This window comes from Arthrobacter sp. R4-81 (genome assembly GCF_054792365.1).
This window is the reverse complement of record NZ_CP096445.1, coordinates 1,625,787-1,651,526: the sequence shown is the minus strand read 5'-3', so window position 1 is coordinate 1,651,526 and position 25,740 is coordinate 1,625,787. Positions and strand designations below refer to the sequence as shown.

General features: G+C 61.3%; 22 protein-coding genes. 7 read left to right on the top strand and 15 right to left on the bottom strand.

Translation table 11 applies throughout. The annotated features are described in order from the left end of the window. Positions 1-8 precede the first annotated feature (8 nt). The 7 genes from M1E05_RS07740 to M1E05_RS07710 all read right to left on the bottom strand — a co-directional run bounded on the left by M1E05_RS07740 (position 9) and on the right by M1E05_RS07710 (position 8,154). The gene (locus M1E05_RS07740; RefSeq protein ID WP_461164919.1) at positions 9-1,283 is read right to left on the bottom strand and encodes a winged helix-turn-helix domain-containing protein; all 1,275 of its coding nucleotides are present in this window, start codon (positions 1,281-1,283) and stop codon (positions 9-11) included. 32 nt (positions 1,284-1,315) lie between these two features. After that, the gene (gene hpf, locus M1E05_RS07735) at positions 1,316-2,041 is read right to left on the bottom strand and encodes a ribosome hibernation-promoting factor, HPF/YfiA family (RefSeq protein WP_458111418.1); all 726 of its coding nucleotides are present in this window, start codon (positions 2,039-2,041) and stop codon (positions 1,316-1,318) included. 143 nt (positions 2,042-2,184) lie between these two features. Continuing rightward, positions 2,185-3,129, bottom strand: coding sequence for a ComF family protein (locus M1E05_RS07730; RefSeq protein ID WP_461164918.1), 945 nt, complete (start codon positions 3,127-3,129; stop codon positions 2,185-2,187). Positions 3,130-3,246: 117 nt separating this feature from the next. Beyond that, on the bottom strand, positions 3,247-4,977 hold the full coding sequence (locus M1E05_RS07725) for an LpqB family beta-propeller domain-containing protein (RefSeq protein WP_458114530.1): 1,731 nt from the start codon (positions 4,975-4,977) through the stop codon (positions 3,247-3,249). Beyond that, positions 4,970-6,772 carry an MtrAB system histidine kinase MtrB gene (mtrB, locus tag M1E05_RS07720; RefSeq protein WP_461165210.1) on the bottom strand — a complete coding sequence of 601 codons (1,803 nt, stop codon included), beginning with the start codon at positions 6,770-6,772 and terminating at the stop codon, positions 4,970-4,972. The genes M1E05_RS07725 and mtrB overlap by 8 nt, the downstream gene beginning before the upstream one ends. 151 nt (positions 6,773-6,923) lie before the next feature. Continuing rightward, positions 6,924-7,598, bottom strand: coding sequence for an MtrAB system response regulator MtrA (gene mtrA / locus M1E05_RS07715; RefSeq protein WP_458111420.1), 675 nt, complete (start codon positions 7,596-7,598; stop codon positions 6,924-6,926). A gap of 319 nt (positions 7,599-7,917) precedes the next feature. Further along, on the bottom strand, positions 7,918-8,154 hold the full coding sequence (locus M1E05_RS07710) for a hypothetical protein (protein ID WP_461164917.1): 237 nt from the start codon (positions 8,152-8,154) through the stop codon (positions 7,918-7,920). Between the two features lie 32 nt (positions 8,155-8,186). Here M1E05_RS07710 and M1E05_RS07705 point away from each other — a divergent pair, with 32 nt between their 5' ends. Genes M1E05_RS07705 through M1E05_RS07680 form a run of 6 tightly spaced genes read left to right on the top strand, consistent with a single transcriptional unit; the run spans position 8,187 to position 14,407 of the window. After that, positions 8,187-9,260: a DUF7847 domain-containing protein gene (locus M1E05_RS07705; RefSeq protein ID WP_458111422.1), complete on the top strand. Its 1,074-nt coding sequence runs from the start codon at positions 8,187-8,189 to the stop codon at positions 9,258-9,260. 5 nt (positions 9,261-9,265) lie between these two features. Next, on the top strand, positions 9,266-9,961 hold the full coding sequence (locus tag M1E05_RS07700) for a DUF4129 domain-containing protein (protein ID WP_461164916.1): 696 nt from the start codon (positions 9,266-9,268) through the stop codon (positions 9,959-9,961). Further along, positions 9,958-11,223, top strand: coding sequence for a DUF4350 domain-containing protein (locus M1E05_RS07695; protein ID WP_461164915.1), 1,266 nt, complete (start codon positions 9,958-9,960; stop codon positions 11,221-11,223). The genes M1E05_RS07700 and M1E05_RS07695 overlap by 4 nt, the downstream gene beginning before the upstream one ends. Continuing rightward, positions 11,220-12,287, top strand: coding sequence for an AAA family ATPase (locus tag M1E05_RS07690; protein WP_458111425.1), 1,068 nt, complete (start codon positions 11,220-11,222; stop codon positions 12,285-12,287). Before M1E05_RS07695 ends, M1E05_RS07690 begins: the two co-directional genes overlap by 4 nt. A gap of 5 nt (positions 12,288-12,292) precedes the next feature. Beyond that, positions 12,293-13,585: a DUF58 domain-containing protein gene (locus M1E05_RS07685; protein WP_461164914.1), complete on the top strand. Its 1,293-nt coding sequence runs from the start codon at positions 12,293-12,295 to the stop codon at positions 13,583-13,585. A 57-nt stretch (positions 13,586-13,642) separates the two neighbouring features. Beyond that, on the top strand, positions 13,643-14,407 hold the full coding sequence (locus M1E05_RS07680) for a DUF4166 domain-containing protein (RefSeq protein ID WP_458111427.1): 765 nt from the start codon (positions 13,643-13,645) through the stop codon (positions 14,405-14,407). On the opposite strand, the gene M1E05_RS07675 is transcribed toward M1E05_RS07680, so the two are convergent. The 7 genes from M1E05_RS07675 to mnmA form a co-directional block, all read right to left on the bottom strand. Further along, entirely contained in the window at positions 14,404-15,447 is a 1,044-nt protein-coding gene (locus M1E05_RS07675) for a uroporphyrinogen decarboxylase/cobalamine-independent methonine synthase family protein (protein WP_461164913.1), read from the bottom strand. The two genes, M1E05_RS07680 and M1E05_RS07675, sit on opposite strands and share 4 nt — an antisense overlap. A gap of 3 nt (positions 15,448-15,450) precedes the next feature. Further along, the gene (locus tag M1E05_RS07670; RefSeq protein WP_309107797.1) at positions 15,451-15,864 is read right to left on the bottom strand and encodes a chorismate mutase; all 414 of its coding nucleotides are present in this window, start codon (positions 15,862-15,864) and stop codon (positions 15,451-15,453) included. A gap of 162 nt (positions 15,865-16,026) precedes the next feature. Then, positions 16,027-17,742, bottom strand: coding sequence for an ABC transporter ATP-binding protein (locus M1E05_RS07665; RefSeq protein WP_458111429.1), 1,716 nt, complete (start codon positions 17,740-17,742; stop codon positions 16,027-16,029). Further along, positions 17,739-18,761, bottom strand: a complete 1,023-nt coding sequence (locus M1E05_RS07660) for an ABC transporter permease (RefSeq protein ID WP_461164912.1) — start codon at positions 18,759-18,761, stop codon at positions 17,739-17,741. The genes M1E05_RS07665 and M1E05_RS07660 overlap by 4 nt, the downstream gene beginning before the upstream one ends. A 1-nt stretch (position 18,762) precedes the next feature. Further along, complete coding sequence (locus tag M1E05_RS07655) at positions 18,763-19,854, bottom strand: ABC transporter permease (RefSeq protein WP_461164911.1); 1,092 nt, start codon at positions 19,852-19,854, stop codon at positions 18,763-18,765. 113 nt (positions 19,855-19,967) lie between these two features. After that, the gene (locus M1E05_RS07650) at positions 19,968-21,599 is read right to left on the bottom strand and encodes an ABC transporter substrate-binding protein (protein ID WP_461164910.1); all 1,632 of its coding nucleotides are present in this window, start codon (positions 21,597-21,599) and stop codon (positions 19,968-19,970) included. A gap of 232 nt (positions 21,600-21,831) precedes the next feature. Next, the gene (gene mnmA / locus M1E05_RS07645; RefSeq protein WP_458114532.1) at positions 21,832-22,953 is read right to left on the bottom strand and encodes a tRNA 2-thiouridine(34) synthase MnmA; all 1,122 of its coding nucleotides are present in this window, start codon (positions 22,951-22,953) and stop codon (positions 21,832-21,834) included. A gap of 231 nt (positions 22,954-23,184) precedes the next feature. Here mnmA and M1E05_RS07640 point away from each other — a divergent pair, with 231 nt between their 5' ends. Next, positions 23,185-24,441: an NAD(P)/FAD-dependent oxidoreductase gene (locus M1E05_RS07640; protein ID WP_458111433.1), complete on the top strand. Its 1,257-nt coding sequence runs from the start codon at positions 23,185-23,187 to the stop codon at positions 24,439-24,441. On the opposite strand, the gene M1E05_RS07635 is transcribed toward M1E05_RS07640, so the two are convergent. Next, the gene (locus tag M1E05_RS07635; RefSeq protein ID WP_461164909.1) at positions 24,420-25,667 is read right to left on the bottom strand and encodes a cysteine desulfurase family protein; all 1,248 of its coding nucleotides are present in this window, start codon (positions 25,665-25,667) and stop codon (positions 24,420-24,422) included. The two genes, M1E05_RS07640 and M1E05_RS07635, sit on opposite strands and share 22 nt — an antisense overlap. Positions 25,668-25,740 lie beyond the last annotated feature (73 nt).

Genomic DNA, 25,740 nt, shown 5'->3' with positions numbered 1-25,740 from the left:
TGGCGTGTTCAGTCTACGTGAGAGACACTGGCCGCGCTGTTAGTGTTCCCTGAGAGCTGATACCCAGTCCGGGGCAGGGCCATTTCATCCGCCAAGGCAGGTCCCAGATCCCCTATCGGGAAGACGACCACCTCATCCAGTTCCAGCCAATCGGCCATAAGCCTCAGCTCCTCGGCAAGCTCCACAGCAGTGTCATCAGGCGCATTCGGCTCTGCATAAGCCGCTCTCGCCAGAAGTCTTCCCGTTAGGCGGTCTGCCTTCAGGTCAACCCGGGCCACGATTCCCTCGCGAAGCAGGAACGGCAGGACGTAGTACCCGAACCTCCTCTTGGCCTCGGGAGTATAAGTTTCAATCCTGTAGTGGAATCCGAACAACGCCTCCAGCCGCTTACGCTCAAACACAAGCGAGTCGAAGGGGCTCAGGAGCGCCCGGCCCGTTGCAGCGCGTGGAAGCTTTGCCTCGGCATGCCTGTACAGGGGTTTATCCCACCCTTCAACCCGGATAGGTTGCAGACGTCCTTGCTCCACAAGACGCTCCACTGATGCAGCCCCGGCGCGCAATGGTGTTCGGAAGTAGTCGGCGAAACAGCGTACTGTTCCAATGCCGTGAGCCCTCGCTGCAGCTTCTATGAGTCGGTCCATTGCGGAATCCGGGTCTCGATCAGCCGGCGGTTCAACGGTTGCGGCCGGCAGGATCTTTGAAGCCAGGGTGTAGCGGCGTTCAAATTGTTCTGTCCGGGACGCAGCCGAGACCACGCCTTCCTCAAACAGGTGCTCAAGAACCCTCTTGACCGCGTTCCAGTTCCATCCCCAATTGTCCTGGCGACGGTCCTCCACATGGCCGATCCGGGCTGTCAGTTCAGCGGCTGTCAGGGGCTTACCCTTCGAAAGCACCCCCAGCACCTGGTTCGCCACGTCCTCACGAAGTATGGGATCCATGCCGCCGGCGCCTACCCATTTCCGGTTCTGCCAGAGTACGAGGTCGTGGAAGTGATCAGGCAGGATGAAGCAGGCTTCATGCGCCCAGTACTCCATCATCCGGCGGGGATGCGTTCCGGCCATACGCTGCAGTATTTTCCGGTCATAGTTTCCGAGCCGGGAGAAAAAAGGGAGAAAGTGGCTACGGGCCAGGACGTTGACAGAATCTATCTGCACCAGATGCAGGCGGGCAAAGGTACGGCCCACCGCCCGTGATGTCACGGGGCCGGCGGGCCGTCCCTTATCCAATTGCTGCGCTGCAAGTGCAATCCGCCTGGCCTGGATCAGGCTCAGCGATGCACTCACATCAGTCCTTTCGTTGGATGGTCTCCTCCAGCTTAGGCGTTCGCTGCCTGATCGTCGGAGCGGTAAGCGATGATTTTGTCCTCAAGCAGGGTTTCACCCGGTTCGCAGAACTGATCCAGGGTGATAACGCCATAAGTCCAGCCACGACGCCGGTAGACGACGGAGGGGGCGTTGGTCGCCTTATCCACAAAGAGATAGAAGTCATGGCCGACAAGCTCCATATTGTCGACAGCGTCGTCGAGACTCAGGGACGCCGCAGGGAAGACCTTGCGCCTGATCAGCACAGGCGAATCACCGGCCGGAATGTCGTTGTCGACGTCGTACGGCGACTTTTCCGCGGTGGGCGCGACAGGGGGCTTGCGGCTGCTGGTGTCCGCGTAGAGCGGCCCGCTGGGGCTGGCAGGCTCGAGTGCTGCTGTAGCTTCCCGGACAGCCTTGGGCGTGTGCCGTCCGTGATGGACCTTCTTCCGGTCCTTTGCCCTCCGCAACCGTTCAAGGAGTTTGTTGTAGGCCAAGTCAAAAGCAGCGAATTTGTCGGCCGCACTGGCTTCAGCGCGGATTACGGGGCCGCGTCCCAGAACTGTGACTTCAACTGTGAGCTGATCGCCGGTCTGCCGCGTACCGGTCTCTTTCGAAACCTTTGCGTCTACCCTCTGGACCTTGTCCCCCAGCGACTCAATCTTTGAAATCTTCTCGCCGGCATATTCGCGGAAGCGGTCTGAAACCGTCAAATTCCGTCCGCTGATCATGAACTCCATGGTGCCCTCCAAATGACTTCGGTGACACGACGGCGGCACTTGCGGGGCCGATCTGATTGACAGTCGAGCCCCCCTTTCGAGCCGCTATCGACAGGTACAACTGATCTTGGTACCCACAACCGACGTTAGTTCATAGCCACCCGTTATTCATCTTTTCGCCGTTTATTTTTTTCTAAGTCCTTGTGGTCATCACTGCCCCGCCGGACCTCGTGAACCACCCCGCCGGCGTCCGGCGCACGCGTCGCGGAAAGGACCACTGCGCCCACTACGATGCCCCCGGCGGCACGCAGCGCCTGCGCGGCTTCGGCCAGTGTTGCACCTGTTGTGAGGACGTCGTCGACAATGATGCACGGTTGCCCCCGGATCAGCCGCCGGCGCATGGTCCGGGACGTCATCGAGCCTCTCACGCGCCGCGCACGCTCACCCCTGCCCAAGCCTTTTTGCCCGCTGTGATTCACCACCCCGGAGAGCGCGAGGATTCCGCCAGGCGCCATCCTTCCCCCATTGAGCCGGCTGGTTTTTCTCAGGGCGTCGACGACAACAAAGCCTGCAAGCTCCCGGTGCAGCCACAGATTGTGCAGCAGAAGATGTACCGGGCTGAACCCGCGCTTCCTGTAAGCAGCCGCACTGCTCGGTACCGGCACGAGCCTCACGTCGTTGCCTTCGCCCAGGCTCGCACGGATGGCCCGGCCCAGGCCTTTGGCGAGGGCGTTTCCCAGCTGATACTGGCCGTGTCTCTTGAAGGTGAGGATGGCCTGGGCCATCTCCTCCCGATAAACGGCAGCTGCCACTACCGGCAAAATGACCGAGCCGTCAACGTCCATCAGCGCAGGGGCCTGGCCTTCAGCTCTGAAAGGCTTGCGGGTGAGCCGCTGGATCTGCCGCTCGCATGCAGCACATAGGGAACTGTCTTCAGCACTGCAGCAGACACAGTCAACCGGGGATATGAGAGCCAGAAGTTCCGCGAAAGAAACAGCCAGTGTATCGCTCCACCTCCACAGCCTCTTGGAATAACTGCCCCGATGCTTCGCGGCCATCGTGACGGAGGGCGCCAGATCGGGATCGGCGCGGACAATACGGGGCTTCATTCTCCCAGTGTTCTTCGCTACGGGATCGGGCGACAGGGAGAGCTGTTCCAATGTGGACAACGCGGCATGGAAAAACCCTGGCAGCTGCCGTCCGTAACACGTCCGGTTCTGCTGAATTCAGCCGGGGAAAGACGGGTCCACTGGCCCCTTCAGCTGTGGTGACCAGCCGTTGCCGAGTCGTTGGAAGATGCCTTCCGAAGACTGGCCAAAGATCTCTTCGGGCCCGTTCCCTGCACTGATGGCAGTCAGTCCCGGCCACGGCGCGAGCTGCTGCGGGGGTGAGGACGTCAACGAGAGCAGTTCGGGCGAGACACTGTCATTTGCATTCGCGGCTGTCTTCATGACTGCCACCGTGGTGTCATCCACCCAGACCCCTTGATCCGCTTCCTTTGACGCGACCAGGGTAATCGGTGCGGTCAGGTCACGGGGAGTCCCGTCTGCGTTACGGACGATGCCCGTTATCTGAACCCGTGATTTTCCGTTCTGCTCCGAAATTACCAGGGCGCGCACGCCTTCACGGGACACCCTGAACTCCTTCACATTCCTGCCGGCCAGCCAGGACGGCGCCAGGGAAACCGTCGGAACCGCGCCGCCTTCGGCAACATTGACCGGCCGGAATGCCACCACTTCTGTGGAGCCGTTGGCACCAGGGCCGGCAGTCCACACCCAGTCGCTCCGTCCGAAGGATGGATGCGTCAGCGTGCTGCGGGTGGTCAGTGCCCTGGCCGGTTGTCCTGGAAGGATGGAATACAACGTGGTTCTTCCCCCGTTGAGGAAGGCTGCTGTCTGGGATACCGGCGATTCTGCAGGTGATCGGGGCCCCAGCCCACTGACGGACTGCATATCGGGCAGTGGCGAGACCCTGTTGTTTTCATAGCGAACAAGCTCATTGCCGTTGACGGCTATCTGGCGGGAAGGAACGTTCACGTCACGTATCGGCGGAAGGACGGATCCGTTGTCTTCGACCCGCACCAGATCCTGATCCGCCCGCAATTCCACATTGATGACATCGGGTTGGGTGCGGAACGTCAGCGCCAACTGGGTCTGCATCCGCAACCTGTCCTCAGGCGAAGACTCCCTTAGTTCCTTGGCGGTCAGGTCGACTTGAGCTGCGCCGGAAACGACGGGCACAGACTCCCGGGCGAGCCGCATTCCAGACGGAAACGCGCTCACCACTGCTCCCCGGAGGTACGGGGCCGGGCCCGCCAAGAGCGCGCTGGTCATGGCCTTAACCGTCTTCTTCTTGATGAACCAACGCACGTCCGGAACCGCGTAAGTAAAGCTGTGGTCATAGAAGTAGATGGGGTAAGGGCCGTAGATGATCCTGAAATTCTCTTCAGGAATAGCCGTACCATCCGGTATGGCAGAAACACGCCAGTTGCCGTCGACCTGTGTCAGCGTCGCTGGAATGTTCTCCTTGGTTCCCTCAGGAAGAGCTGTGGCCACACCGTCGGCGTCTACTGTGTAGGACAAGTCAAGCTCGTAGTTGTAGACATTTTCAACGGCCGTCTTGACTACTCTGGCCGACCGGAAGACGAGAGTCCGCTGGTCTGGTTTCCACGAGACGGCCGATGCCTGTGTGAGGAACTGGCGGGCTACAGCGTAATCGGACTCGTAGCCACTGCCGGCACTGTAGAAGCCCTCCAGGATGGATTCCGGGCTGGCACCCTCAAGAGGCCCCTGAGGAAAAAACACGGGAGCGTCAGGATTGCCGGCGCTTTCATCTGTGCTTTTTCCTACTGGACCGGACCGGGGAATTTGCGCGCAGGCAGTGACGAACAGCAGCAGCAAGACAGTCAGTGAAGCCACTATGGGATGGATAACCCGGCGCCGGGGGCTCTCAGTGATCACGAGTGTCCTCCCGCCTGCTTTCTTCAGGGACTCCCTGTCCGGGGGCCTCCAATGCAGCCGCGGTGCTCGCCGAGGCAGCAGAGTTGAGTATCAGAGTGGAGCGATCGCTGGCACGCACGGAAAGCTCGACGTCGGCCGGCTCCAGCTGAAGGGGCGATTTGGCAATCGCTTCGCCCTGCCGGAGAGGAAGCGTCAACCTGAAGTTAGACCCTGCTCCCTTGTTGCCCCACGCTTGAAGCCAGCCGTCGTGCAGCTTTGTGTCTTCGGCTGCGATTGACAGCCCCAATCCGCTGCCGCCAGTTGTGCGTGCCCGCGCCGGGTCGGCTCGCCAAAATCTGTCGAAGACCCGTGCTGCCTCCGTTGGAGTCATTCCAATTCCATGGTCCCGTACCGCGATTGCGACCGCGGACTCATTAGCCGCAACGGAAATGTGAATAGGTTTTCCTTCACCGTGTTCGAGCGCGTTAAGGACAAGGTTACGAAGTATCCGGTCGATCCGGCGAGCGTCCATCTCCACGACGATGCTTTTTTCCCGGCAGATGACCACGATCTCGGACCCGTATTCTGCGGCAACGGGTGCCACCCCGTCCAACACGTGGGTGACGAGTGACAAGATATCAGTTGGCTCGGCGTCGAGCCTTGCCACTCCGGCATCAAAGCGCGAGATTTCCAGCAGGTCCGCCAGCAGTGATTGGAATCGTTCCACCTGATTGTAAAGAAGCTCAGCGGATCTCTTGTTGATGGGGTCAAAGTCGTGGCGGGCGTCGTAGAGGACTTCAGCAGCCATCCGGACAGTGGTCAAAGGTGTACGAAGTTCGTGGGACACGTCTGATACGAATCTTTGCTGCATTTGCGAAAGCGTCGCCAGCTGGGTGATCTGCTCCTGGAGGCTGGCCGCCATGTGGTTGAAGGACGCGCCGAGGCGTGCGACTTCGTCCTCGCCTTTGACCACCATCCGCTCCTGGAGTTGGCCGGCGGCCAGCTTTTCGGATACGAGGGCGGCATGACTGACCGGGCTGACCACATTCCTCGTAACGTACCAGGCGATGGCACCAATCATCAGAACCAGGACGGCGCCGCCTGCCCACAGTACGTTTTGGATCTCATCGAGAGTCTTTTGCGCCGAATTAAGGTCGTAGATCAGGTACAGCTCGTAGGCAGTACCGTTGAAAGTCACCAGGTTTCCGACCGCAATGCCTGGCCGGTCCTCGGTACCGACCGGAAACTCCATCGAGGCCCAGAACTGCTCTTTTCCGGACTCCTGCACCGCCCTTCGAAGTTCCGGAGGAATGACGTTTATGGTCAGCTGGTCTGATGCCCGCGATTCCACCCACCGGTTTCGGGGCTTGGTCTGCTCCGGCTTTGCTTCAAAGACGTAGCGCCTCTGAATCACGTTGCCACGGCCCTCGACGGCATTCAGCGTGTCGTAGACGAGTGTGATGACGCTGGACTGATTGGTGACCTGCGCGCCGTCGAACGTTTCCTGGACCTGCTTGACGTTGTACAGGGTTTCTGATTCTGCCTGGGTCAGCCGTTCCTGGAACAGATTGTTCGCAATCTGATTGGACAAATAAGCACCCACAACGGCAAAGGAGCTGATCGACAGCAGCAACGTGGTGAGGACCGTCCGCAGTTGCAGGGAACGACGCCACCGTCGGCGCAGGGAGCGAAGCAGGAACCGGATCCCGGGCAAGGCCCGGCTTAGCCCGGTCCGAACGAGCCTCAGAACGCGCAGTACTACTATTTGCGCCCGCCGCCCCCAGAGCCTGGCCCGGAAGGACAGCCCAGGCACATTTGCCAACGCATCTGTATGTTCGGGACCATGCTCATGCACCGGCGACCTGTCGGTCTCCGGCAAAGGAGTTGGTTTGGTGGAGCTGGGCGCGGCGTTTTCAGCCGATGGCGACTGGGGATCCGTCTCGCCGGAGCGTCCTTTGGGAGGCTCAGGAACCTGCTTTATAGCCGACACCACGGACCGTCATTACTACTTCGGGGGCTTCAGGGTCACGCTCAATCTTTGACCTCAACCGCTGGACATGGACGTTGACCAGACGCGTGTCCGCCGCATGGCGGTAGCCCCACACCTGCTCAAGAAGGAGTTCACGGGTAAAGACCTGCCAAGGTTTGCGGGCCAGGGCCACCAGCAGATCAAATTCCAAAGGAGTCAGTGAGATCCGTTCGCTGCCGCGGCTTACCAGGTGACCCGCGACGTCGATGGTTATATCAGCGATGCGCAAAGTCTCGGGGGCCTTCTGGTCCCCCGGACGCAAGCGGGCCCGCACCCGTGCCACGAGTTCAGCGGGTTTGAAGGGCTTAGGCACGTAGTCATCAGCCCCTGATTCCAGCCCACGGACCACGTCAGAGGTATCGGATTTAGCCGTTAGCATCACAATCGGAACGTCGGATTCACCCCGGATCTGACGGCATACCTCGATGCCATCAACTCCAGGAAGCATGAGATCGAGCAGCACGAGGTCCGGCTTGGAGGAGCGGAAAATTTCCAGGGCCTGACCGCCGTCTGCACAAAAAACCGGCTCGAAGCCGTCATTGCGCAGCACAATGCCAATCATCTCGGCCAACGCCTCGTCATCGTCCACTACCAGAATGCGTGCCTTCATAGTTACATATTCCCTTATTGTATTGGCTTTGTCCTGTTGGGGGGCAGGGTCGGCATGGCGCGGTGCGTTGATGTATCTGCCCCTGCTTCTTTTGAACGGCGGGACTCCCATACTTATTTGAGCTCTCAGCTCGGTCTGGGTGCTATGACGCTGCCCGCTGGAACTATAGGCTGGGGACAGGCCGGGTCTGGCCGGATGACCTTGACCTGGAACCGGGACCTGGACCTTGGATGGTGCGGTGCCCGGGGACGCGGCCGCTTGGGGAGGAACAGCTTGTCTGAAGAGGAACAGAGTGCTCCGGCACCGCGGGAGCAGCATCCTAAGGGAAACGAGCCCGGGTGGGGATCACAGCCTCAATGGGGTCCGCCGGCATGGCAACAGGGGCAGCAACCATGGGCAGCGCCACAAGGGCCCCCACAACAGGGGCAGCAACCCTGGCCCTCACAACAGCGGCAGCAACCGTGGCAGCAAAGTCCACAGCCCGGACAACCGTGGGCCGGACAACCCTGGCCCTCGGAGCAGGGTCAGCAGCCTTGGCAGGGACAACCAGGACCATATGGCTCCCCGGCTGGTCCTTACGGGAGGCCGATGTACGTTGCGCCACCGAAGCCGGGCGTGGCGCCCCTCCGGCCCCTGATGTTCGGGGAAATCCTAGACGGTTCCTTTCAGACAGTGCGCCGGAACCCGCAGGCAATGTTCGGTGCGGCCCTCCTGGGACAGTCCCTCACCATCCTTGCCGCTGCGATCCTGGGCATTTTGGGCCTGGCCTCGCTGCAAGAAGAATCCATGGCTGGATGGATGGCAGGGAGGAACGAATCTGAGCTGGTCGGCATGATGGTGGGCATCGTCGGCGGCGGCCTGCTGCTGCTCCTGTTGAGCGTCTTCCTCAGCGCGGTCCTTCAGGGCGTCATGGTAGTCCCGGTGGCGAGGGCGCTGCTCAACAGGCGCACCACGTTCCGCCAGATGTGGGCCTTGGCGAAAGGACGCGTGGGCGCCCTGATCGGGCTGTCCGCGCTCCTCCTCGTCGGTTTTCTGGGCGCGTTTGCTCTCCTGGTGATCCTTGCCATTCTGCTGGCAGAGACGATGGGTGGCGTATCGGCAGCGATTTCAATCCCCCTGTTCCTTGGACTCATAGTTGCCATGGTCTGGGTTTATATCCGCTTTCTGGTCGCTCCCGCCGCCATTGTGATTGAGGAACTCGGTGTCCTGGGCGGACTCAGCCGTTCCTGGCAACTGACCCGCAATAACTGGTGGCGGATCCTGGGCATCTGGCTGGTGATCTACATTCTGATCAGCATCGTCTCACAGATAGTCACAATGCCATTGGCCCTTATTTCCGGTGGCACTGGATTCCTTACGCCACATGCGCGCGCTGAAGAAACTGCTGCAGCCGGCGTAGGCTTCCTCATTGCATCGACGATTGTGTCCGGCTTGGTAGCGGCAGTGGGATATGCCTTCCAGACGTCAGTCATGGCATTGCTCTACTTGGACCTCCGAATGCGAAAAGACGGACTGGACCTGGTGCTGATCCGTTCACTGGAAACGGGTGAGGACCCTGATGGCGTGCCAGGACGTGGGGCACCGGTCTACACAGCGGGCCGGCCTGGTTACCCAGGAGCCTGGCCGCAATCTCCTGGCGGCACTCCCCCGATGTACGGATGATGCTTATGGCCGGTACACACCTGGCTGCAGCGCCCCCTTCGCATAGTCCCGCCCAGGCAGAACCACCGGTGCTTCCCGATGGGGATGAAGCACGCCGGTGGGCAGTGGAGGAACTGTCCAAGCCCAAGTACGGGGAAGCAACTCCAAGTTGGTTGGAGGACGCCTGGCGGAATTTCCTGCGCTGGTTGGACTCACTGGGCAGCAGTGACAGCAGCGACACGGGAGCGCTTCCCATTATCACCGTCGCAGCAGTCATAGTGATTGCTGTGGCGATCGTCATGATTCGTCCTCGCCTGAACGCCCGCAGGAAGAACAGCAGCAAGGCAATTTTCGACGTCGACCCTTCCGTCAGCCCTGAGACCTACCGGGGAAGGGCAGCTGCTGCAGCCGCCAACGCTGACTGGGGAACGGCCGTCGTCGAGCAATTCCGTGCAGTGGTGCGCTCGGCCGAAGAAAGGACCATCATCGACCCTCTGCCTGGTCGAACAGCCGACGAGGTTGCCGCAAGTCTCGGAGCGGCCTTCAGCCCCATGGTGTGGCGGCTCGAGCGGGCAGCAAACGTCTTCGATGCTGTCCGCTATGGACACGCACCTGTGGACCAACAGGACTTTGCCGACATGATGGAGCTGGACGAATCTATCGCTGGCCTCCAACCAGACTTCAAGGGCTCAGCCTCATACACGCTGGCGCGTCCCCTGTGAGCCTCGATCTTAGGGGCGGCTCGTCCGATTCCCCGGCGTCGGCTTCCCCGGCTTCTGAACAGCGGGCAAGCAACCTTTCCGATACCTCTGCCCCTCGACGGGCGGAAGTCATCAGAAGCCGCCTGCGTCGTCATCGGGGCTTCATTCTGATCAGCCTCGTGATCATTGCAGCCATGGTGTTGACCATCGTGACCCAACTCTCGCCAAAAGAGGACGTTGCTGTCCTTTCCACCCGGAACGCCGCCCCTCACGGGGGGATGGCGGCAGCAGGGATCCTTGAGGACCACGGTGTGGCTGTCCAGCAGACCGATTCGTTCCAATCCACGCTTTCGGTGTTGGATCGTTCCGCTGACAGCGGCGACGGTGGCACTACCGTCCTGCTCTACGATCCCAACGGCTTCCTCGAAGAAGACCGGTTGCGGGAGCTCCTGGACTCCTCAGACCGCCTGGTTGTGGTTACCCCTCATTTTCAAACATTGCGCGGCCTGGGTGGTGAAATCCGACAGGCCGGGGTTGCACCCGAAGCGCTGGATACTGTGGAGCCTGGTTGCGATGCAGTCGATCCCCAGGCCGCAGGCGCTATCTCCACCGAATCCGCTTTCCTGTACACCGGCCATAATGGCGGCTGGACATGCTACCGTGCGGCCGAAGCCGACGGCGGGATCTATGCCACAACCGCGGACGAGCGGCTCGTTGTGCTGGGGAGCACCGGGATTATCAGCAATAACCTGCTTGATGAGCACGGCAATGCTGCCCTGGTGTTGCGAACGCTGGGGGCCGGTGGCACGCTCGTTTGGTATCTTCCCGGCGCCTCAGATTTCTCACCCTCAGACTCGCCGCCAACGCTCAATGAACTGGCTCCGGAATGGGTGGCTTTCCTTGGTCCGTGGCTGGCTCTGGTAGCCCTTCTTTCCATGTTCTGGCGGGGACGGCGCCAGGGACCGCTGGTAACGGAACCCCTTCCGGTGGTGGTGAAGGCTGCCGAAACAGCAGAGGGCCGCGCCCGTCTTTACCATGATGCCCGGGCAGTGGACAGGGCCTCGGAAAGCCTCCGTGCCGGGACGTTGGTACGGCTGGCCAAATCCCTCAGGCTGGGTGCGGATGCAGAACCGGATGACGTCGTCGAGGCCGCAGCGCGCAAACTGGGACGGAACCCGGAAACGGTGTCTGAAACCCTGAACGGCCAACCGCGTACCGAACGCCAACTGGTGCACTGGGCACAACAACTTCAAGGATTAGAGAAAGAGGTAATCGAGCAATGAGTGAGCAGCGTGCGGAGTATCCCGCCAGCGGTATGACCGGAGCGTCACAGACAGTTGCACCTTGGCCTTCCGGACAGCATGTGCCTCCCCGGGATGAGGAGCAGGCTCGTCGGGGCGATCCCGTTCGGCAGTCGTTGCTCGATGTACGGCATGAAGTAGCCAAGGCCGTGGTGGGTCAGGACTCCACCGTCACCGGCATGCTGATTGCGCTTTTGTCGCGCGGCCATGTGTTGCTTGAGGGCGTTCCCGGCGTGGCAAAAACGCTGTTGGTCCGCACGTTGTCTGCAGCCTTGAACCTCGATACGAAGCGTATCCAGTTCACGCCCGACCTCATGCCCGGTGACGTTACGGGATCCCTGGTGTACGACGCCCATTCATCTGAATTCACCTTCAGGGAAGGGCCCGTCTTCACCAATATCCTGCTGGCTGATGAAATCAACAGGACACCTCCCAAAACCCAGGCGTCGCTGCTGGAGGCCATGGAGGAACGCCAGGTATCAGTGGATGGGGTCTCACGCCAACTTCCCGCACCGTTTATTGTTGCCGCGACGCAGAACCCCGTGGAGTACGAAGGCACCTATCCCCTGCCTGAAGCCCAGCTCGACCGGTTCCTGCTGAAACTCACCATGCCCCTTCCCGGACGTGACGATGAGATAGAGGTCATCCGGCGGCACGCTGCCGGCTTCGATCCGAAGAACCTGGCTGCTGCCGGCGTGCGGGCCGTCGCGGGGATTGAGGAGCTGGAACTTGCGCGGCGAGCCGTCGCAGAGGTGACTGTTGCGCCGGAAGTCCTCGCTTACGTGGTGGACATCGTCCGTGCAACGAGGTCCGCCCCGTCCTTCCAACTGGGCGTATCCCCTCGAGGCGCGACTGCCCTGTTGAGCACGTCCCGCGCCTGGGCGTGGCTCTCGGGACGGCACTTCGTCACGCCCGACGACGTCAAGGCTCTTGCCCTCCCTTGCCTGCGGCACAGGGTCGCGCTCCGGCCGGAAGCGCAAATGGATGGAGTCCACGTTGACGGGGTGCTGGGCAGCATCCTGGCTTCCGTGCCAGTTCCCCGCTGATCCTCATGGCAATTTCCGGACGTTTTGTTCTCCTGGCTTTGCTGGGCGTTGTACCCGTGCTCATGTTTCCCGAGTGGGGAACGGTCTTACTGGTGTGCCTGGTACTGTGCGCACTCCTCGTGTTGGACCTGGTGGCCGCAGCATCCCTGCGCACCATCTCGCTCGAACGTTCGCCCTCCGGCAGCGTCACGCTCCATACGGGCACAGACTCCACACTCACCATCACTAATTCCGGCCGACGCCGTCTCCGCGCCAGCGTGCGTGATGCATGGCAACCTTCCGCAGGAGCCCAAAACCCGGTTCAGCGACTGGACATACCGTCCGGAGAACGGCGTCGGATGACCGTAAGGCTGCAGCCCACGAGGCGCGGGGACCTGAAAGCGGACAATGTCACCATACGGTCGTTCGGGCCGCTGGGAGTGGCGGCCAGGCAAAGAACGCTCCCCTGCCCAGGTTCGCTTCGGGTGCTTCCGCCGTTTCACTCCCGCCGGCACCTGCCCTCCAAACTGAGAAAACTTCGGGAACTTGACGGCAAGGCCGCAGTGCAGATCCGGGGCGCAGGAACGGAATTTGACTCCCTTCGGGACTATGTACGCGGCGACGATGTGCGCTCCATCGACTGGCGTGCAACAGCGCGGCGATCCGCCGTCGTCGTGCGCACATGGCGCCCCGAAAGGGATCGTCGTGTTGTCATCATGCTCGACACGTCACGGACTGCAGCGGCGCGAATCGAGGATGAGCCGCGCCTGGATACCGGGATCGAAGCAGCACTCCTGTTGGCGGTCCTAGCGGAACGGGGCGGCGACCGGGTTGACTTCTTCGCCTTCGACCGGAGAGTCAGGGGAAGGGCGGGGTCCGCGTCCAGGGGCAATCTTCTGGAACAGCTGGTCCAAGCCATGGCGCCGCTGGATGCGGAACTCATCGAACTGGACTGGAGCCAGATTCCGGGCCAGGTCCGGGCGGTGTCGGCGCACCGATCCATGGTGGTGCTCCTGACGGCGCTCGACGGCGGTGCACCTGAAGAAGGGCTGCTGCCCATGGCCGCCCAGCTCATGCAGCAGCATGTTGTGGTGGTTGCCTCCGTGCTGGACCCCATGCTGGGTGAGATGCAGGAAGAACGTACGACGGCGGCCCACGTCTTCCGCGCCGCTGCCGCCGAACGCGCGCTTTTGGAAAGGGAGGCCGTGGCGAACCAACTCCGCCACCTGGGTGTGGAGGTGGTGGATGCTGAACCGCACCAACTGCCGCCTGCCTTAGCCGATATGTACATCAGGCTCAAAGCAGCAGGACGGCTTTAGCCCGGCATCGTAAAGCCAGGCGTGAAATTGAAGAATCAGGACTATCAGGAGGCCAGCGTGACCACCCCCATTTACCGGCGTGCCATGGGCAGCGACTTTGAGCGCCTGCAGCCGGAACTGCAGGAATACTTCTCGCTTGCCCCCGGAATGGGGAACTACGGCGTAGGCGAAGGGGTGTTCGACATCGTAGGGTGCCGCCAGTCCTGGCTTCGGCCACTCTTGAAACTGACCACCGGAGAGGAGGCCTTTTTCCCCGAGTACGGGGAAGGGATCCGGTTCCGGATCGAAAACCACGCCCACCTTGACCCCTTCGGGCGATCCAGCCTTACTGCCCGGCGGGAGATCTTTTTTCCCGGGATGACGCGTCTGTTCCACGACACGACGAGCCTCATTGATTCGCAGCACGGAGCGCAATCTGTGTCCCAAGGCCAAATACCGGAGGCACGCCTGGAGTCCCCCGGGAATCCCCGGCTTGTGGACTACGTCGGCCGCTACCGGAGACTCGTCACGGACCTGGACCTCGGAGTCACTGACGAGGGCAGGCTCCGTGGCATTTCCGGTAAGTCCCGGCTGTTCCTTGGCCCTCTGCGGATCCCGCTTCCCAAAGCCCTCGATGCAAAGGCCTTCGCAGAACAATGGTGGGATGCCTCCGAACAGCAGCACCGGATCCAGGTCAAAGTGATCCAGCCTCAGGTTGGCCTCGTCCTGGTCTACGCCGGACGTTTCGACTACCGTCTGCTCAGCTATCCTGGGCGCGGTAGCAGCACTCCCGGGTTCCTGCCGGCCTATGCTCAGCCGGACAAGTGGGAAAGCCGGACCTAGCCCAAGGCCAGCTGGTTGAGACCGTCCGCCACTTGGGTGAGGCGGGTGAGGACAGCCGTGGCGCTTGCTGGTGTATGCCCGGCCAGGCCCGCTGATGGCGTGACCCGCAGTGATCTCAGGCTGTGGGCCGGAAGCCCGAGCTTCCGCCATGGCCGCCAGACGTTCTCTACCACCTCCGGCACCCGAGGGAGCTGTGCGGAAGGGTTTTCAACGGGCAGGACCCCCGCCCAAAGCCGCTTACCGGATTCCACGGCAGCCGCCAACTGCTCCCATTGGCGGGACGTGAGCGCCTTAAGCGGGACGGCGATACCGTCGGCTCCGGCAGCGATGATGCGGTCAAACGGCGCTTCGACTTCCGGCACTGCCACAACGATCTCCACGGCACCCGCAACGCGCAGAGCCTCAATCAGCGAGCGCCAGGATTCAGTAACTTCCTGACCGGGAACCGAGCGGAGCGTCCTGTAACCACTGGACGTCGGGATGGTTCCCGCCATGATGGATGCAATATCCGGCTCGTCGATCTGGACGACCAGCCGGGCGCCGGGCACCGCCGTCGAGATCCGGGCGAGCAGATCGTGGACTCCTGCTGACAATGAATCAGCGATATCGCGGCGCGCACCGTAGTCCAGCAGGGCCCGTTCGCCATTGTGGAGATGGAGCCCGGCGGCCAGGGAGAGCGGGCCAATGAGCTGGATTTTGAATTCTTCAGCCGGGGCCTCTTCTGCCCCGGCCACGTCAGCGAGCACATTGATATCGGTCGAAAGAGCCGATTCCGCCCTGCGCATGTCCTTGCCGGGCCTGTCTACAATCCTCCAGCCGTAGGGCTGCGTGTCAACGGCCAGATCCACGAGGACGGAGGCGGTGCGTCCTAACGGGTCGGAACCGACCCCGCGTTCGGGGAGCTCGACCAGAAACGGCAAGTGCGGGGAACCGAGTTCGCCGCGGACAATGCGGCTGGCTTCCAGCGGATCATCCCCTGGCCACGGGCCGAGGGCTGTAGCGGTGACCTGGCTTTCCTGCTGCGAGTCGTTGACGGGCATGACTTAGGCGTCCACCTGTTGCGTGGAGTTCAAGGAGCCGTTCGTGGCCGCTTCATGGTCCTCGGCGATCGCTTCATGATGGCGGATGACCTCGCCGATGATGAAATTCAGGAACTTCTCCGCGAAAGCCGGATCCAAATGGGCCTCTTCCGCCAGACGCCTCAGCCTTGCGATTTGGGCCAGTTCCCGCCCGGGATCCCCCGCAGGAAGTTTGTGAGTTGCCTTGAGGAAGCCCACCTTTTGCGTGGCCTTAAAGCGTTCAGCCAGGAGGAACACAAGCGTCGCATCGATATTGTCGATGCTGGACCTAATGGACAAAAGTTCCGCCATCACCGAGCTATCCACCTGGCCGGCGAGGGAACTGGCCGAAGGATCATAGGATTCGGCGTCGGAGTGGTCGTGGTTCTGCTCGCTCATGGTTCCAGTCTAGGGGTATGACCCTAGATCAACGCCGCTGTCAGGCTCCGGCCAGAGCGGGTCCCTGTCCCGCAAAAATACTGTTGCAAATGGGACCCGCCGCCGCTGAATGAACCGTCCGGAACGGCGGCGGGACCCTGTTTATCCTGGCATGCCTATTGACTAGGTCGTGAGCAAAGCCCTGTTCTCTTCCCGGCGTCGGGCCTGTTCTTCAGGATCAGGCACCGGCAAGGAAGCGATGAGCCGCCTGGTGTACTCATGCTGCGGGGCATTCATCACCACGCGTCCCAGCCCCTGTTCCACAAGCCTGCCCTTGTAGAGCACACCCACCCAGTGGGAGAGGATGTCCACGACGGCGAGGTCATGACTGATGAACAGGGCCGCGAAGCCGAACTCCTGCTGGATCTCTTTGAAGAGCTCCAGCACTTTGGCCTGGACGGAGACATCCAAGGCTGACGTCGGCTCGTCGGCAATGAGCAGCTTGGGGTTCAGGATGAGGGCGCGGGCCAAGGAAGCCCGCTGCCGTTGCCCTCCGGAGAGCTCATGGGGGTACCTGCCTGCATACGACGCCGGCAGCTGTACTGATTCGAGTAGCTCACTGACCCGCTGGCGTGCCTGGGCGGGTGTCGGGTTCCCATGGATGATGAGGGGCTCCGCCACACAGTCGCCAATGGTGAGATGTGGATTGAACGACGCCGCAGGATCCTGGAAAACAAAGCCAATATCCTTGCGGTGCGGCTTGAAAGTGCGCTCTTTAAGGTTCAGCATTTCGTAGTCAAGGACTTTCAGGCTGCCTCCGGTGGTCCGGTTCAACCCCGCGATCGCCCTGCCGATAGTGGTCTTGCCGGACCCTGATTCACCCACCAGGCCGAAAACTTCGCCCTCCGACAAGGTGAAGCTGACACGGTCCACCGCCTTGAATCCCGGGCTGCCAAGCCTGCCGGGATACTCGATGGTCAGGTCCTTGGCCTCAACCAGCACCTTGCCATGTTGGTGTGCCCGTTCCTTCATTCCCTCCGACGCAGAATTCCTGCCGAGATGCGGAACAGCCGCAAGCAGCTTCTGTGTGTACTCCTGTTTGGGTTGGGCGAAAAGGGCTCTGGAAGGAGCTTCCTCCACCACGTCGCCCTGGTACATGACCACCACCCGGTCGGCGAGGTCCGCCACCACTCCCATGTTGTGGGTGATCAGGACAATCGATGTGCCGTAGATGTCCCTAAGATCCCTCAGCAACTGCAGTATCTCAGCCTGGACCGTTACATCAAGGGCGGTTGTGGGTTCGTCCGCAACAATCAGCCCCGGGTTCAAGGCCAGGGCTGCCGCGATGACCACGCGTTGTTTTTGACCGCCCGAGAATTGATGAGGGTAGTAGTTGACCCTGGTTTCAGGATCAGGGATGCCTACCCTGCGCAGCGCATCGATCGCCAGCAGTTTCGCCTCCCGCCTGCTGATGCGGTGACCGTCATCCCCCCTGCCGGCGTGCGCGCGAAGGCCCTCCGCTATCTGCCAGCCGACGGTAAAGACGGGATTAAGCGCCGTCGACGGTTCTTGGAAAACCATGGCGACGTCCTTGCCACGGATCTGGCGCAGACGTGCTGCGCTGACGCTGATGACGTTGTTGCCATTGATGAGCACAGCCCCTGAACTCGTGGCAGTTTCCGGAAGGAGCCCCAGAATCGTCTTCGCTGTCACAGTCTTACCGGAACCTGACTCCCCCACAATGGCCAGGACCTCGCCCTGCTTTACTTGCAGGCTGACGTCCTTCACCGCATGCACGTCACCCCCGTCGGTGGCGAAAGTGACCTTGAGATGGTCGATATCCAGCACTGGTCCGGAAGTGCCGGCGTCGTCCTTTATCGGATCGATGTTGATGGTCATAACGTCCTCGCTTCTGCTTCAAACGCGGCCTGGGAAGCGGTGGGAGCATCTGCTCCACCCTTACCGCCGGCGCGTTTGCGTCCCCGCAGGCGGGGATCGTTCAGATCATTGATGCTTTCGCCGACCAGGGTCAGGCCCAGGACTGTGAGGACGATGGCCAGGCCAGGGAAAACACCCGTCCACCAAATTCCCGACGTCGTATCGGCCAGGGCCTTGTTCAGGTCGAACCCCCACTCAGCGGCCGACGTCGGCTCGATGCCGAAGCCCAGGAAGCCCAGCGCGGCAAGGGTAAGGATGGCCTCTGAAGCATTTAGGGTGAATATGAGCGGCAGGGTCCGGGTGGCGTTCCCGTAAATGTGCCGGCTCATGATCCGGATATTCGAGGCTCCCACCACCTTGGCGGATTCCACGAAGGGCTCGGCCTTCAAACGGATGGTCTCCGCCCTGATTACCCGGAAGTACTGCGGAATGAACACGACGGTTATGGAGATGGCCGCAGCCAGGATTCCGCCGATGAGGCTGGACCTTCCCCCGCTGATGACAATGGCCATGACGATAGCCACGAGGAGGGAGGGAAAGGCGTACACAGCGTCGGCAACCACAACGAGTACCCGGTCAAGCCAGCCCCCGAAGTAGCCACTCACCAGACCGAGGATGACCCCGATAAAGATGGACATCACGACGGCGACGATAATCACCATGATTGCGGTCTGCGCACCCCAAACAACCCGTGAGAAAACATCGTAGCCACCCACGGTGGTACCCCAGAGGTGCCTGCCGCCCGGCGGTTCCTGCGTCGGAAAGCTGCCGTCGGCGTCGGAGATCTGTGAAAAACCGAAGGGGGCAATCAGTGGGGCAAGGATGGCTGTCAGGATAAAAATTCCCGTCAGCACGAGTCCGGCCACCAGCATCCCGCGCTGAAGGCCCACGCTCTTGTTGAAATGCGAAATTACCGGCAGCCGCTTGAAAAGGGGTTGCCGTGGATCTGCCACGATCGGCAGAGGAGAATCTGTGCTCATGTCAGTACCTCACACGGGGGTCGATCAGCGCGGCAGCGATGTCCACGATGAAGTTGGTGACAGCCACGATGATCGCCAGGAGGACCACAATGCCCTGGACCGCCACAAAGTCACGGGCAGTAAGGTATGAAGCCAGCTGGAAGCCCAGGCCCTTCCATTCGAAAGTGGTCTCAGTCAGCACGGCTCCTCCGAGCAGCACGGCGATCTGAAGCCCCATAACGGTGATGATGGGGATCAGGGCAGGCTTGTAGGCGTGTTTGGTCACGAGCCTAAATTCGCTGACGCCCCGTGAGCGTCCAGCTTCGATGTAGTCCTTGCCCAGTGTGCCGATAACGTTGGTCCGCACGAGCCGAAGGAAGATTCCGGCCGTCAGGAGGCCCAAGGCGAGGGCCGGAAGAACGGCGTGCGCCACCACGTCGCCAAGGGCCGCCATGTTCCCGCTGCGGAGGGCGTCGAGCCAGTAAATTCCTGAGGGGGCCCCAAGGCCAGTTAGCGAAAGCTCGGTAGAGGTGGTGGCCCGGCCTGCCACAGGCAGCCAGCCCAGCCAGACAGCGAACGTCAGTTTGAAGAGGAGTCCGGAGAAGAACACCGGGGTGGAATAGCAAAGGATAGCGAAAATGCGGAGCACCGCATCCGGTGCCTTGTCACGCCGGTGAGCCGCGATCATGCCCAGTGGAATTCCCACCACCAGAGCAACTAGCACGGCATTGATGGAGAGTTCCAGCGTGGCCGCCCCATAGGTGGTCAGCATTTCCGAAACCTTGCGGTTATCCGACAATGTGGTGCCGAAGTTCCCCGTGGCGAGTTGGCCAAGGTATTCCAGGTACTGCACCAGGATTGGCCTGTCGTAGCCTGCGGCGTGGATCCGTTCCTGCAGTTGATCAGGGGGAAGCCTGCCGCCCAGGGCTGACGTAATGGGGTCACCGGTGATTCGCATCAGGAAGAAAACCATGGTGACGAGGATAAAGATCGTGGGGAAGATCAGGAGAAACCTGACCAGTATGTACTGGCCAAGACCGCCGCCCGATGACTTCTTTTTCGACGGGAGGATCCCGTCGGCGTCGCTTGGCGGCGCATCAATAAGGGTTGTCATTAGTACCTAAAATCTAGAGATTCCCGGGGTTGTTGGGGGCCGGGTGACGAGCCAAAGGCGGGACGCCGTTGTGGCGCCCCGCCTCCATGGCTGGTCAGGACCTGATGGGACTCTTACTTGGAAATCACACCAAGACGGGTCTTGAAGGAAGCGTCAAGGGTGGTATCAACGCCCTTCACATTCGCCCCGGCCACCATCAGTTGTGCACCCTGCAGGAGGGGCAAGGTGGAGAGGTCCTTGGCAACGGCCTCCTGGGCCTCACCCAGGACTTTCTCGCGTTCGGCCTTCTCAACGGTGGTCAGCTGCTTGCCGATCAGCTCGGTCACAGCCGGGTTCTCGTAGTGGTTGCCCAGGAAGTTGCCCGGAACGAAGAACGGCGTCAGGTAGTTGTCGGCGTCGGAATAATCCGGGAACCAGCCCAACTGGTAAACCGGATAGGCGTCGGCTGTCCTGTCCTTGGAGTAGGTGACCCATTCAGTGGACTGCAGGTCCACCTTAAACAGTCCTGACTTTTCCAGTTGCTCCTTGATCATGGCGTATTCGTCTCCTGAGGACTCGCCGTAGTGGTCAGGGTTGTACTGGAGCTTGAGGGTCACGGGAGCAGTGACGCCAGCGTCCGAAAATGCCTTCTCCGCCTTGTCCAGGCTGGGCTTGCCCGCGCCGTCACCATACATTTCCTTGAGCGGCTGGGTAGCGCCGACGAAGCCGTCGGGAACAACCGAGAACGCCGGGAGGTAGGTTCCCTTGTAGACCTGGGTCGCAAGAGCTTCCCGGTCTACGATGTGGGCCATTGCCTGCCGGACAGCGAGCGCTTTGGCGGGATCTGCATCAGGTGTCTTGGCACCGAACGGCATGGTGTCAAAGTTGAAAACGATGTAGCGGAGCTCACCACCGGGCCCCTTGTGAACCTTGACTTTGGAATCCTTCTCAAGGTCAGCGACGTCAGTGGCTGCCAGGCTGCGGCCGGCGACGTCGATCCCACCCTGCTGGACCTCCAGCTTGAGGTTGTTGGCGTCCGCGTAGTACTTGATGTTGGCGCCGTCGTTTGCCGGCTTACCCAAAAGGCCCTTGTAATCCGGGTTGGGCTTGAGGCTGACCAGTTCGTTCTTCTTGTAGCTTTCTATGGTGTAGGGGCCGGCGAAGGGCTTGCCCTTGACGATGTCATCGTCGGTCATGACCTTGTCGGCCGGGAAGACCTCTTCATCGACAATGGGACCCGAGTTGGCGGCCAGGACTCCGGGGAAGACCTGGTCGTTGCCTTTCTTCAGCGTGAAGACGATTGTTTGATCGTCAGTGGCCTCGACCGAAGAGAGGTTGCCCAGAAGGGAGGCCGGGCCGTTGGGGTCTGCGATCTTGACCACACGGTCGAAGGAGAACTTCACGTCGGATGATGTCAACGCGTGGCCGTTCGCAAATTTGAGGTCCGACTTCAGCTTGACGGTGTACTCGGTGGGGCTCGTGAACTCCGCTGACTCAGCGATGTCAGGGGTGGAGTCAGCCGTTCCGGGCTTGGCGTTCATGAGGAACGGGTAGACCTGGTTCATCACCATAAATGAACCGGCATCGTAGGAGCCCGCGGGGTCCAGAGTGACCACCTTGTCGGTGGTGCCAAACGTAATGGTTCCACCTCCGGCTCCGCCGGTGTTCGTTCCGCCGCCCGAGGGGCCCGTGCAGGCAGTCAGGGCGAGGGCGGAAACGCCCGCGAGCGCGATAGCACTCCGCAGGGCTTTCTTAGTTGTTGGCATCTGTGAACTTTCTGTTCGATGACTACCGCGCGCCGCCTGATGTATACCGGAAGTAATTTATTGATCGAAAAGTTACTCCGTATTACGGCGCGCTGTGCTGGTGCCTTGATTCAATCAGAGAATCCGATACTGGAAGGTCAGTTCTGGTGATTTGAAACACAATATTTACCGGATTGATGCATGACTATCGTTTTCTTCGGCCTGAAGGCTGGCCGGCAGGATATCCCGCGGCTTAAAGGGCTGCGCGTTGCAGGGAACGGGCCGTGTCAATGGTCGCCTGACCAAGTACCCGGCTACCCTGGTAAAGCACCACCGTCTGACCAGGCGCGACTCCGCGCAGGGGGTTGGTGAGGGTGACGACGAGGTTTTCCTGGCTGCGGCCGTCCTCGTCCGTTGAGCGCTCCATCCATGCACGCGCAGGGACCGGGTCGCCGTGCGCGCGGACCTGGGCATAGCAGTCAAAGTGCTCACCCGTACTGATCTCGCCGATGGGGAGGCCTGCCCAGGACACCTTGATGCCCCGGATTTCGTCAATGGCTAGAAGCGCCTCCGGGCCTACAACCACTTTATTTTCCTTGGGGCGGATCTCCAGAACAAAGCGCGGCTTCCCGTCGGCGGCGGGAGTGCCTAGCTTCAATCCGCGGCGCTGGCCGACGGTGAAGGCATTGGCCCCTGGGTGTTCGCCTACTTTGGAGCCAGTTTCATCAACGATGTCCCCGGTGGTCATATCGATCTTCTCAGCCAGCCAGCCAGCGGTATCGCCGTCGGGGATGAAGCAGATGTCATGGCTGTCAGGCTTGTTTGCCACGGACAGGCCCCGGCGCTCGGCTTCGGCGCGGACCTCGGCCTTGGAGGGCGTATCTGCCAGCGGGAACATCGAATGCTTGAGCTGCTCGTGCGTCAGGACACCCAGCACGTAGCTTTGATCCTTGGCCCAATCTGCAGCGCGGTGGAGCTCGCGGTTGCCCTCCGCATCCTCGATCACCTTCGCATAGTGCCCGGTGCAGACGGCGTCAAAACCTAAAGCTATGGCCTTTTCCAACAACGCCGCGAACTTGATGCGCTCGTTGCAGCGCATGCATGGATTGGGGGTGCGGCCGGCAGCGTATTCGTCAATGAAGTCCTGGACGACGTCTTCCTTGAACCGCTCCGAGAAGTCCCACACATAGTAGGGAATTCCGAGGACGTCACAAGCCCGCCAGGCATCGCGGGAGTCTTCGATGGTGCAGCAGCCCCGGCTGCCGGTGCGGAGGGTTCCGGGCATGCGGGAGAGCGCCAGGTGAACACCGACGACGTCGTGCCCGGCGTCAACGGCGCGGGCGGCGGCAACGGCGGAATCCACTCCACCGCTCATGGCTGCAAGAACTCGCATACTGGCTTTCTTTGGGAAAATTGGGGGATTTCGGGACCGGAAGCCCGGTTGATATTCCGGCGGACACAGGGTCCGCCCATCTATTCTACTGTCCTTGCGAATCAGGGCCCAAAATCCCTTGACCGTCGAGTGCCTTCGCTTCTAAAGTCAAGAGTATCAGTTTTAGAAAAGGTCCACGAAGGCTGCGGCCTTCGGTCAGAATCGAGGCGCATCATGGTTGCCGAACATATCGTCATCGCGGGAGGCGGGCTGGCGGGTGCCACGGCGGCAAAGACTCTCCGCGGCCAAGGCTTCGCCGGTTCCCTCACACTCATTGGGGCAGAGAAGCATCATCCGTACCTGCGTCCTCCGCTCTCGAAGGAGTACCTCCTTGGCAAAGAGGGCGAAGAAGCCCTTCCTGTGGTGCCCGACTCCTGGTACCGGGAGAACGACGTCGACCTCCGCCTGGGGATTAGGGTCACTGAAATTGACGCCGCCGCTCATGGCGTAACCCTGGCCGACGGCAGCCGGATTCAGTTCGGCTCCCTGCTGATCGCCACTGGCGCCCAGCCTCGCACCGTACCGCTGCCAGGCAGCGGGCTTGACGGGGTAACCACTTTCCGGACCGTCGATGACAGCCGCATGCTCCGTGACAGGCTGTCCGACGGCGGCAGGATCGTTGTGATGATCGGGTCAGGCTGGATAGGAATGGAGTTGGCCGCCGCCGCGTCCGCCTACGGCAACCAGGTGACCCTCATCGGACTCGAGGATATTCCGCTCTCTGCTGCCATCGGGCCGGATCTAGGCAGGTTCTTCCACAGCCTCCATGAGGCCAACGGGGTAGGTTTCAGGCTGGGCGCATCGGCTGTGGAGATACGAGGAACTTCAGGAAAGGCCGCAGGCGTGGTCACCGATTCCGGGGAGTTCCTTCCGGCAGATACTGTCGTGATCGCCGTCGGGGTCGTCCCGGACGTCGAACTTGCCAAGGAAGCGCACCTGGACCTGAACAACGGCATTCTGACTGACGCCTCACTGCGGACTTCGGCTCCGGACATTTATGCGGCCGGGGACGTCGCGAATGCCCTGCACCCCTTCACCGGCCAGCACCACCGCAGTGAGCACTGGTCCAATGCATTGAACGGGGGCAAGACGGTGGCGAAGGCCATGCTGGGACAGGACGTCGTGTTCGATACCATCCCGTACTTCTACACGGACCAGTTCGACGTCAGCATGGAGTACTCGGGATTCCCAACGCTCGCCAAGGAAAGCCCTGTGGTTCGCGGCTCACTCGAAAGTAAGGAATTCATTGCCTTCTGGCAGCATGAAGGACGGGTGGTGGCGGGAATGAGCGTCAACTGGCCCAAGGCCGCCAAGCCCAAACCGTCCGCCCAAAAGGTGATCAAAGAACTGATCAGTTCACGGAGGCAGCTGGCACCAGAAGCCCTGGCCGATGCCGCAATGCCCCTGGATCAGCTGCTCGCAGAACCCTGACGGGCAACAGAACCCTGACGGGCAACAGTGGCGGCTGTCTGGATGGAGGAAACATGCCCCGCCATGCCCGCCTGGGCGGCGCGATCATAGGCATCAGGCAATGCCTTCAGCAGGACATCGACATCCGCCTCTGTCGACGCATGCCCCAAGGTGAAGCGCTGCGCTCCCCTGGCCGTCTCTTCGTCCAGGCCCATGGCCAGGAGCACATGGGAGGGACGCGGAACACCTGCAGTGCAGGCAGAACCTGTGGACGATTCCACACCCGCCAGATCCAGCAGGAACAGCAAGGAATCCCCTTCACAACCGGGGAAAGTGAAGTGCGCGTTACCCGGTAGGCGGCCGGCCCCAGGCGCCCCTCGCAGGACTGCGGCCGGTATCGCTGCCTGCACTCCAGCAATAAGGCGATCGCGGAGGCGCGAGATTCGTGACGATTCCGCCGAAAGGTTCCGGGTGACGGTTTCGGCGGCTGCGGCAAAGGCTGCAATGGACGCTGTGTCCAACGTTCCCGATCGGACGTCCCGCTCCTGACCACCGCCGTGCTGCACAGGGGTCAGCTTCACCGATCTCCCCAACAGCAGGGCCCCGACGCCCACCGGGCCGCCGATCTTATGGCCTGAAATCGACATCGCATCCAGGCCGACAGGCCTGAAGGCCACCGGCAGGGAGCCGAATGCCTGGACAGCGTCAGAATGCACCGGCACCCCTGCTGCATGCGCCAGCTCCACGATCTCCGCAATCGGCTGGATTGTTCCTACCTCATTGTTGGCCCACATCACCGTGACCAAGGCAATGGAACCTGGATCGCGTGCGAGCTCGGACCTCAAAACATCCAACCGGACCACGCCATCGCCGTCCACCGGCAACCAGCAGACCTCGGCTCCCTCATGTTTTTCAAGCCACTCCACGGCATCCAGGACGGCCGGATGCTCGACGGCGGAACACAGGACGCGTCTGCGGGACGGATCTTCGCCGTGCCGGGCCCAATACAGTCCCTTAACTGCAAGGTTATCCGCCTCAGTGCCTCCCGAGGTGAAGATGACTTCTGAGGGGTGCGCTCCCGCCGCTGCGGCAAGCACTTCACGGGCATCCTCGACTGAGCGACGGGCACGGCGGCCAGAGCCGTGCAGCGAAGAGGGGTTGCCGGTGCGGGAAAGTTCCCGCGTCAGTGCAGCCAACGCCTCCGGGGACAAGGGCGTAGTGGCGGCATGATCAAGGTAGGCAGGCACATACCAATTCTAGCGTTGGGGCCCCGTCTCTTCGATTGGAGACGTTGACGACGGCTCATGGCGGAGTCTTATG

Excerpts from the sequence above, each read along its gene's own strand:
- hpf (WP_458111418.1), bottom strand. The coding sequence starts at position 2,041 with ATGGAGTTCATGATCAGCGGACGGAATTTGACGGTTTCAGACCGCTTC.
- M1E05_RS07730 (WP_461164918.1), bottom strand. The coding sequence starts at position 3,129 with ATGAAGCCCCGTATTGTCCGCGCCGATCCCGATCTGGCGCCCTCCGTC.
- mtrA (WP_458111420.1), bottom strand. The coding sequence starts at position 7,598 with ATGAAGGCACGCATTCTGGTAGTGGACGATGACGAGGCGTTGGCCGAG.
- M1E05_RS07710 (WP_461164917.1), bottom strand. The coding sequence starts at position 8,154 with ATGGTCCTGGTTGTCCCTGCCAAGGCTGCTGACCCTGCTCCGAGGGCC.
- M1E05_RS07705 (WP_458111422.1), top strand. The coding sequence starts at position 8,187 with ATGTACGTTGCGCCACCGAAGCCGGGCGTGGCGCCCCTCCGGCCCCTG.
- M1E05_RS07700 (WP_461164916.1), top strand. The coding sequence starts at position 9,266 with ATGGCCGGTACACACCTGGCTGCAGCGCCCCCTTCGCATAGTCCCGCC.
- M1E05_RS07690 (WP_458111425.1), top strand. The coding sequence starts at position 11,220 with ATGAGTGAGCAGCGTGCGGAGTATCCCGCCAGCGGTATGACCGGAGCG.
- M1E05_RS07685 (WP_461164914.1), top strand. The coding sequence starts at position 12,293 with ATGGCAATTTCCGGACGTTTTGTTCTCCTGGCTTTGCTGGGCGTTGTA.
- M1E05_RS07675 (WP_461164913.1), bottom strand. The coding sequence starts at position 15,447 with ATGCCCGTCAACGACTCGCAGCAGGAAAGCCAGGTCACCGCTACAGCC.
- M1E05_RS07670 (WP_309107797.1), bottom strand. The coding sequence starts at position 15,864 with ATGAGCGAGCAGAACCACGACCACTCCGACGCCGAATCCTATGATCCT.
- M1E05_RS07665 (WP_458111429.1), bottom strand. The coding sequence starts at position 17,742 with ATGACCATCAACATCGATCCGATAAAGGACGACGCCGGCACTTCCGGA.
- M1E05_RS07660 (WP_461164912.1), bottom strand. The coding sequence starts at position 18,761 with ATGAGCACAGATTCTCCTCTGCCGATCGTGGCAGATCCACGGCAACCC.
- M1E05_RS07655 (WP_461164911.1), bottom strand. The coding sequence starts at position 19,854 with ATGACAACCCTTATTGATGCGCCGCCAAGCGACGCCGACGGGATCCTC.
- M1E05_RS07650 (WP_461164910.1), bottom strand. The coding sequence starts at position 21,599 with ATGCCAACAACTAAGAAAGCCCTGCGGAGTGCTATCGCGCTCGCGGGC.
- mnmA (WP_458114532.1), bottom strand. The coding sequence starts at position 22,953 with ATGAGCGGTGGAGTGGATTCCGCCGTTGCCGCCGCCCGCGCCGTTGAC.
- M1E05_RS07640 (WP_458111433.1), top strand. The coding sequence starts at position 23,185 with ATGGTTGCCGAACATATCGTCATCGCGGGAGGCGGGCTGGCGGGTGCC.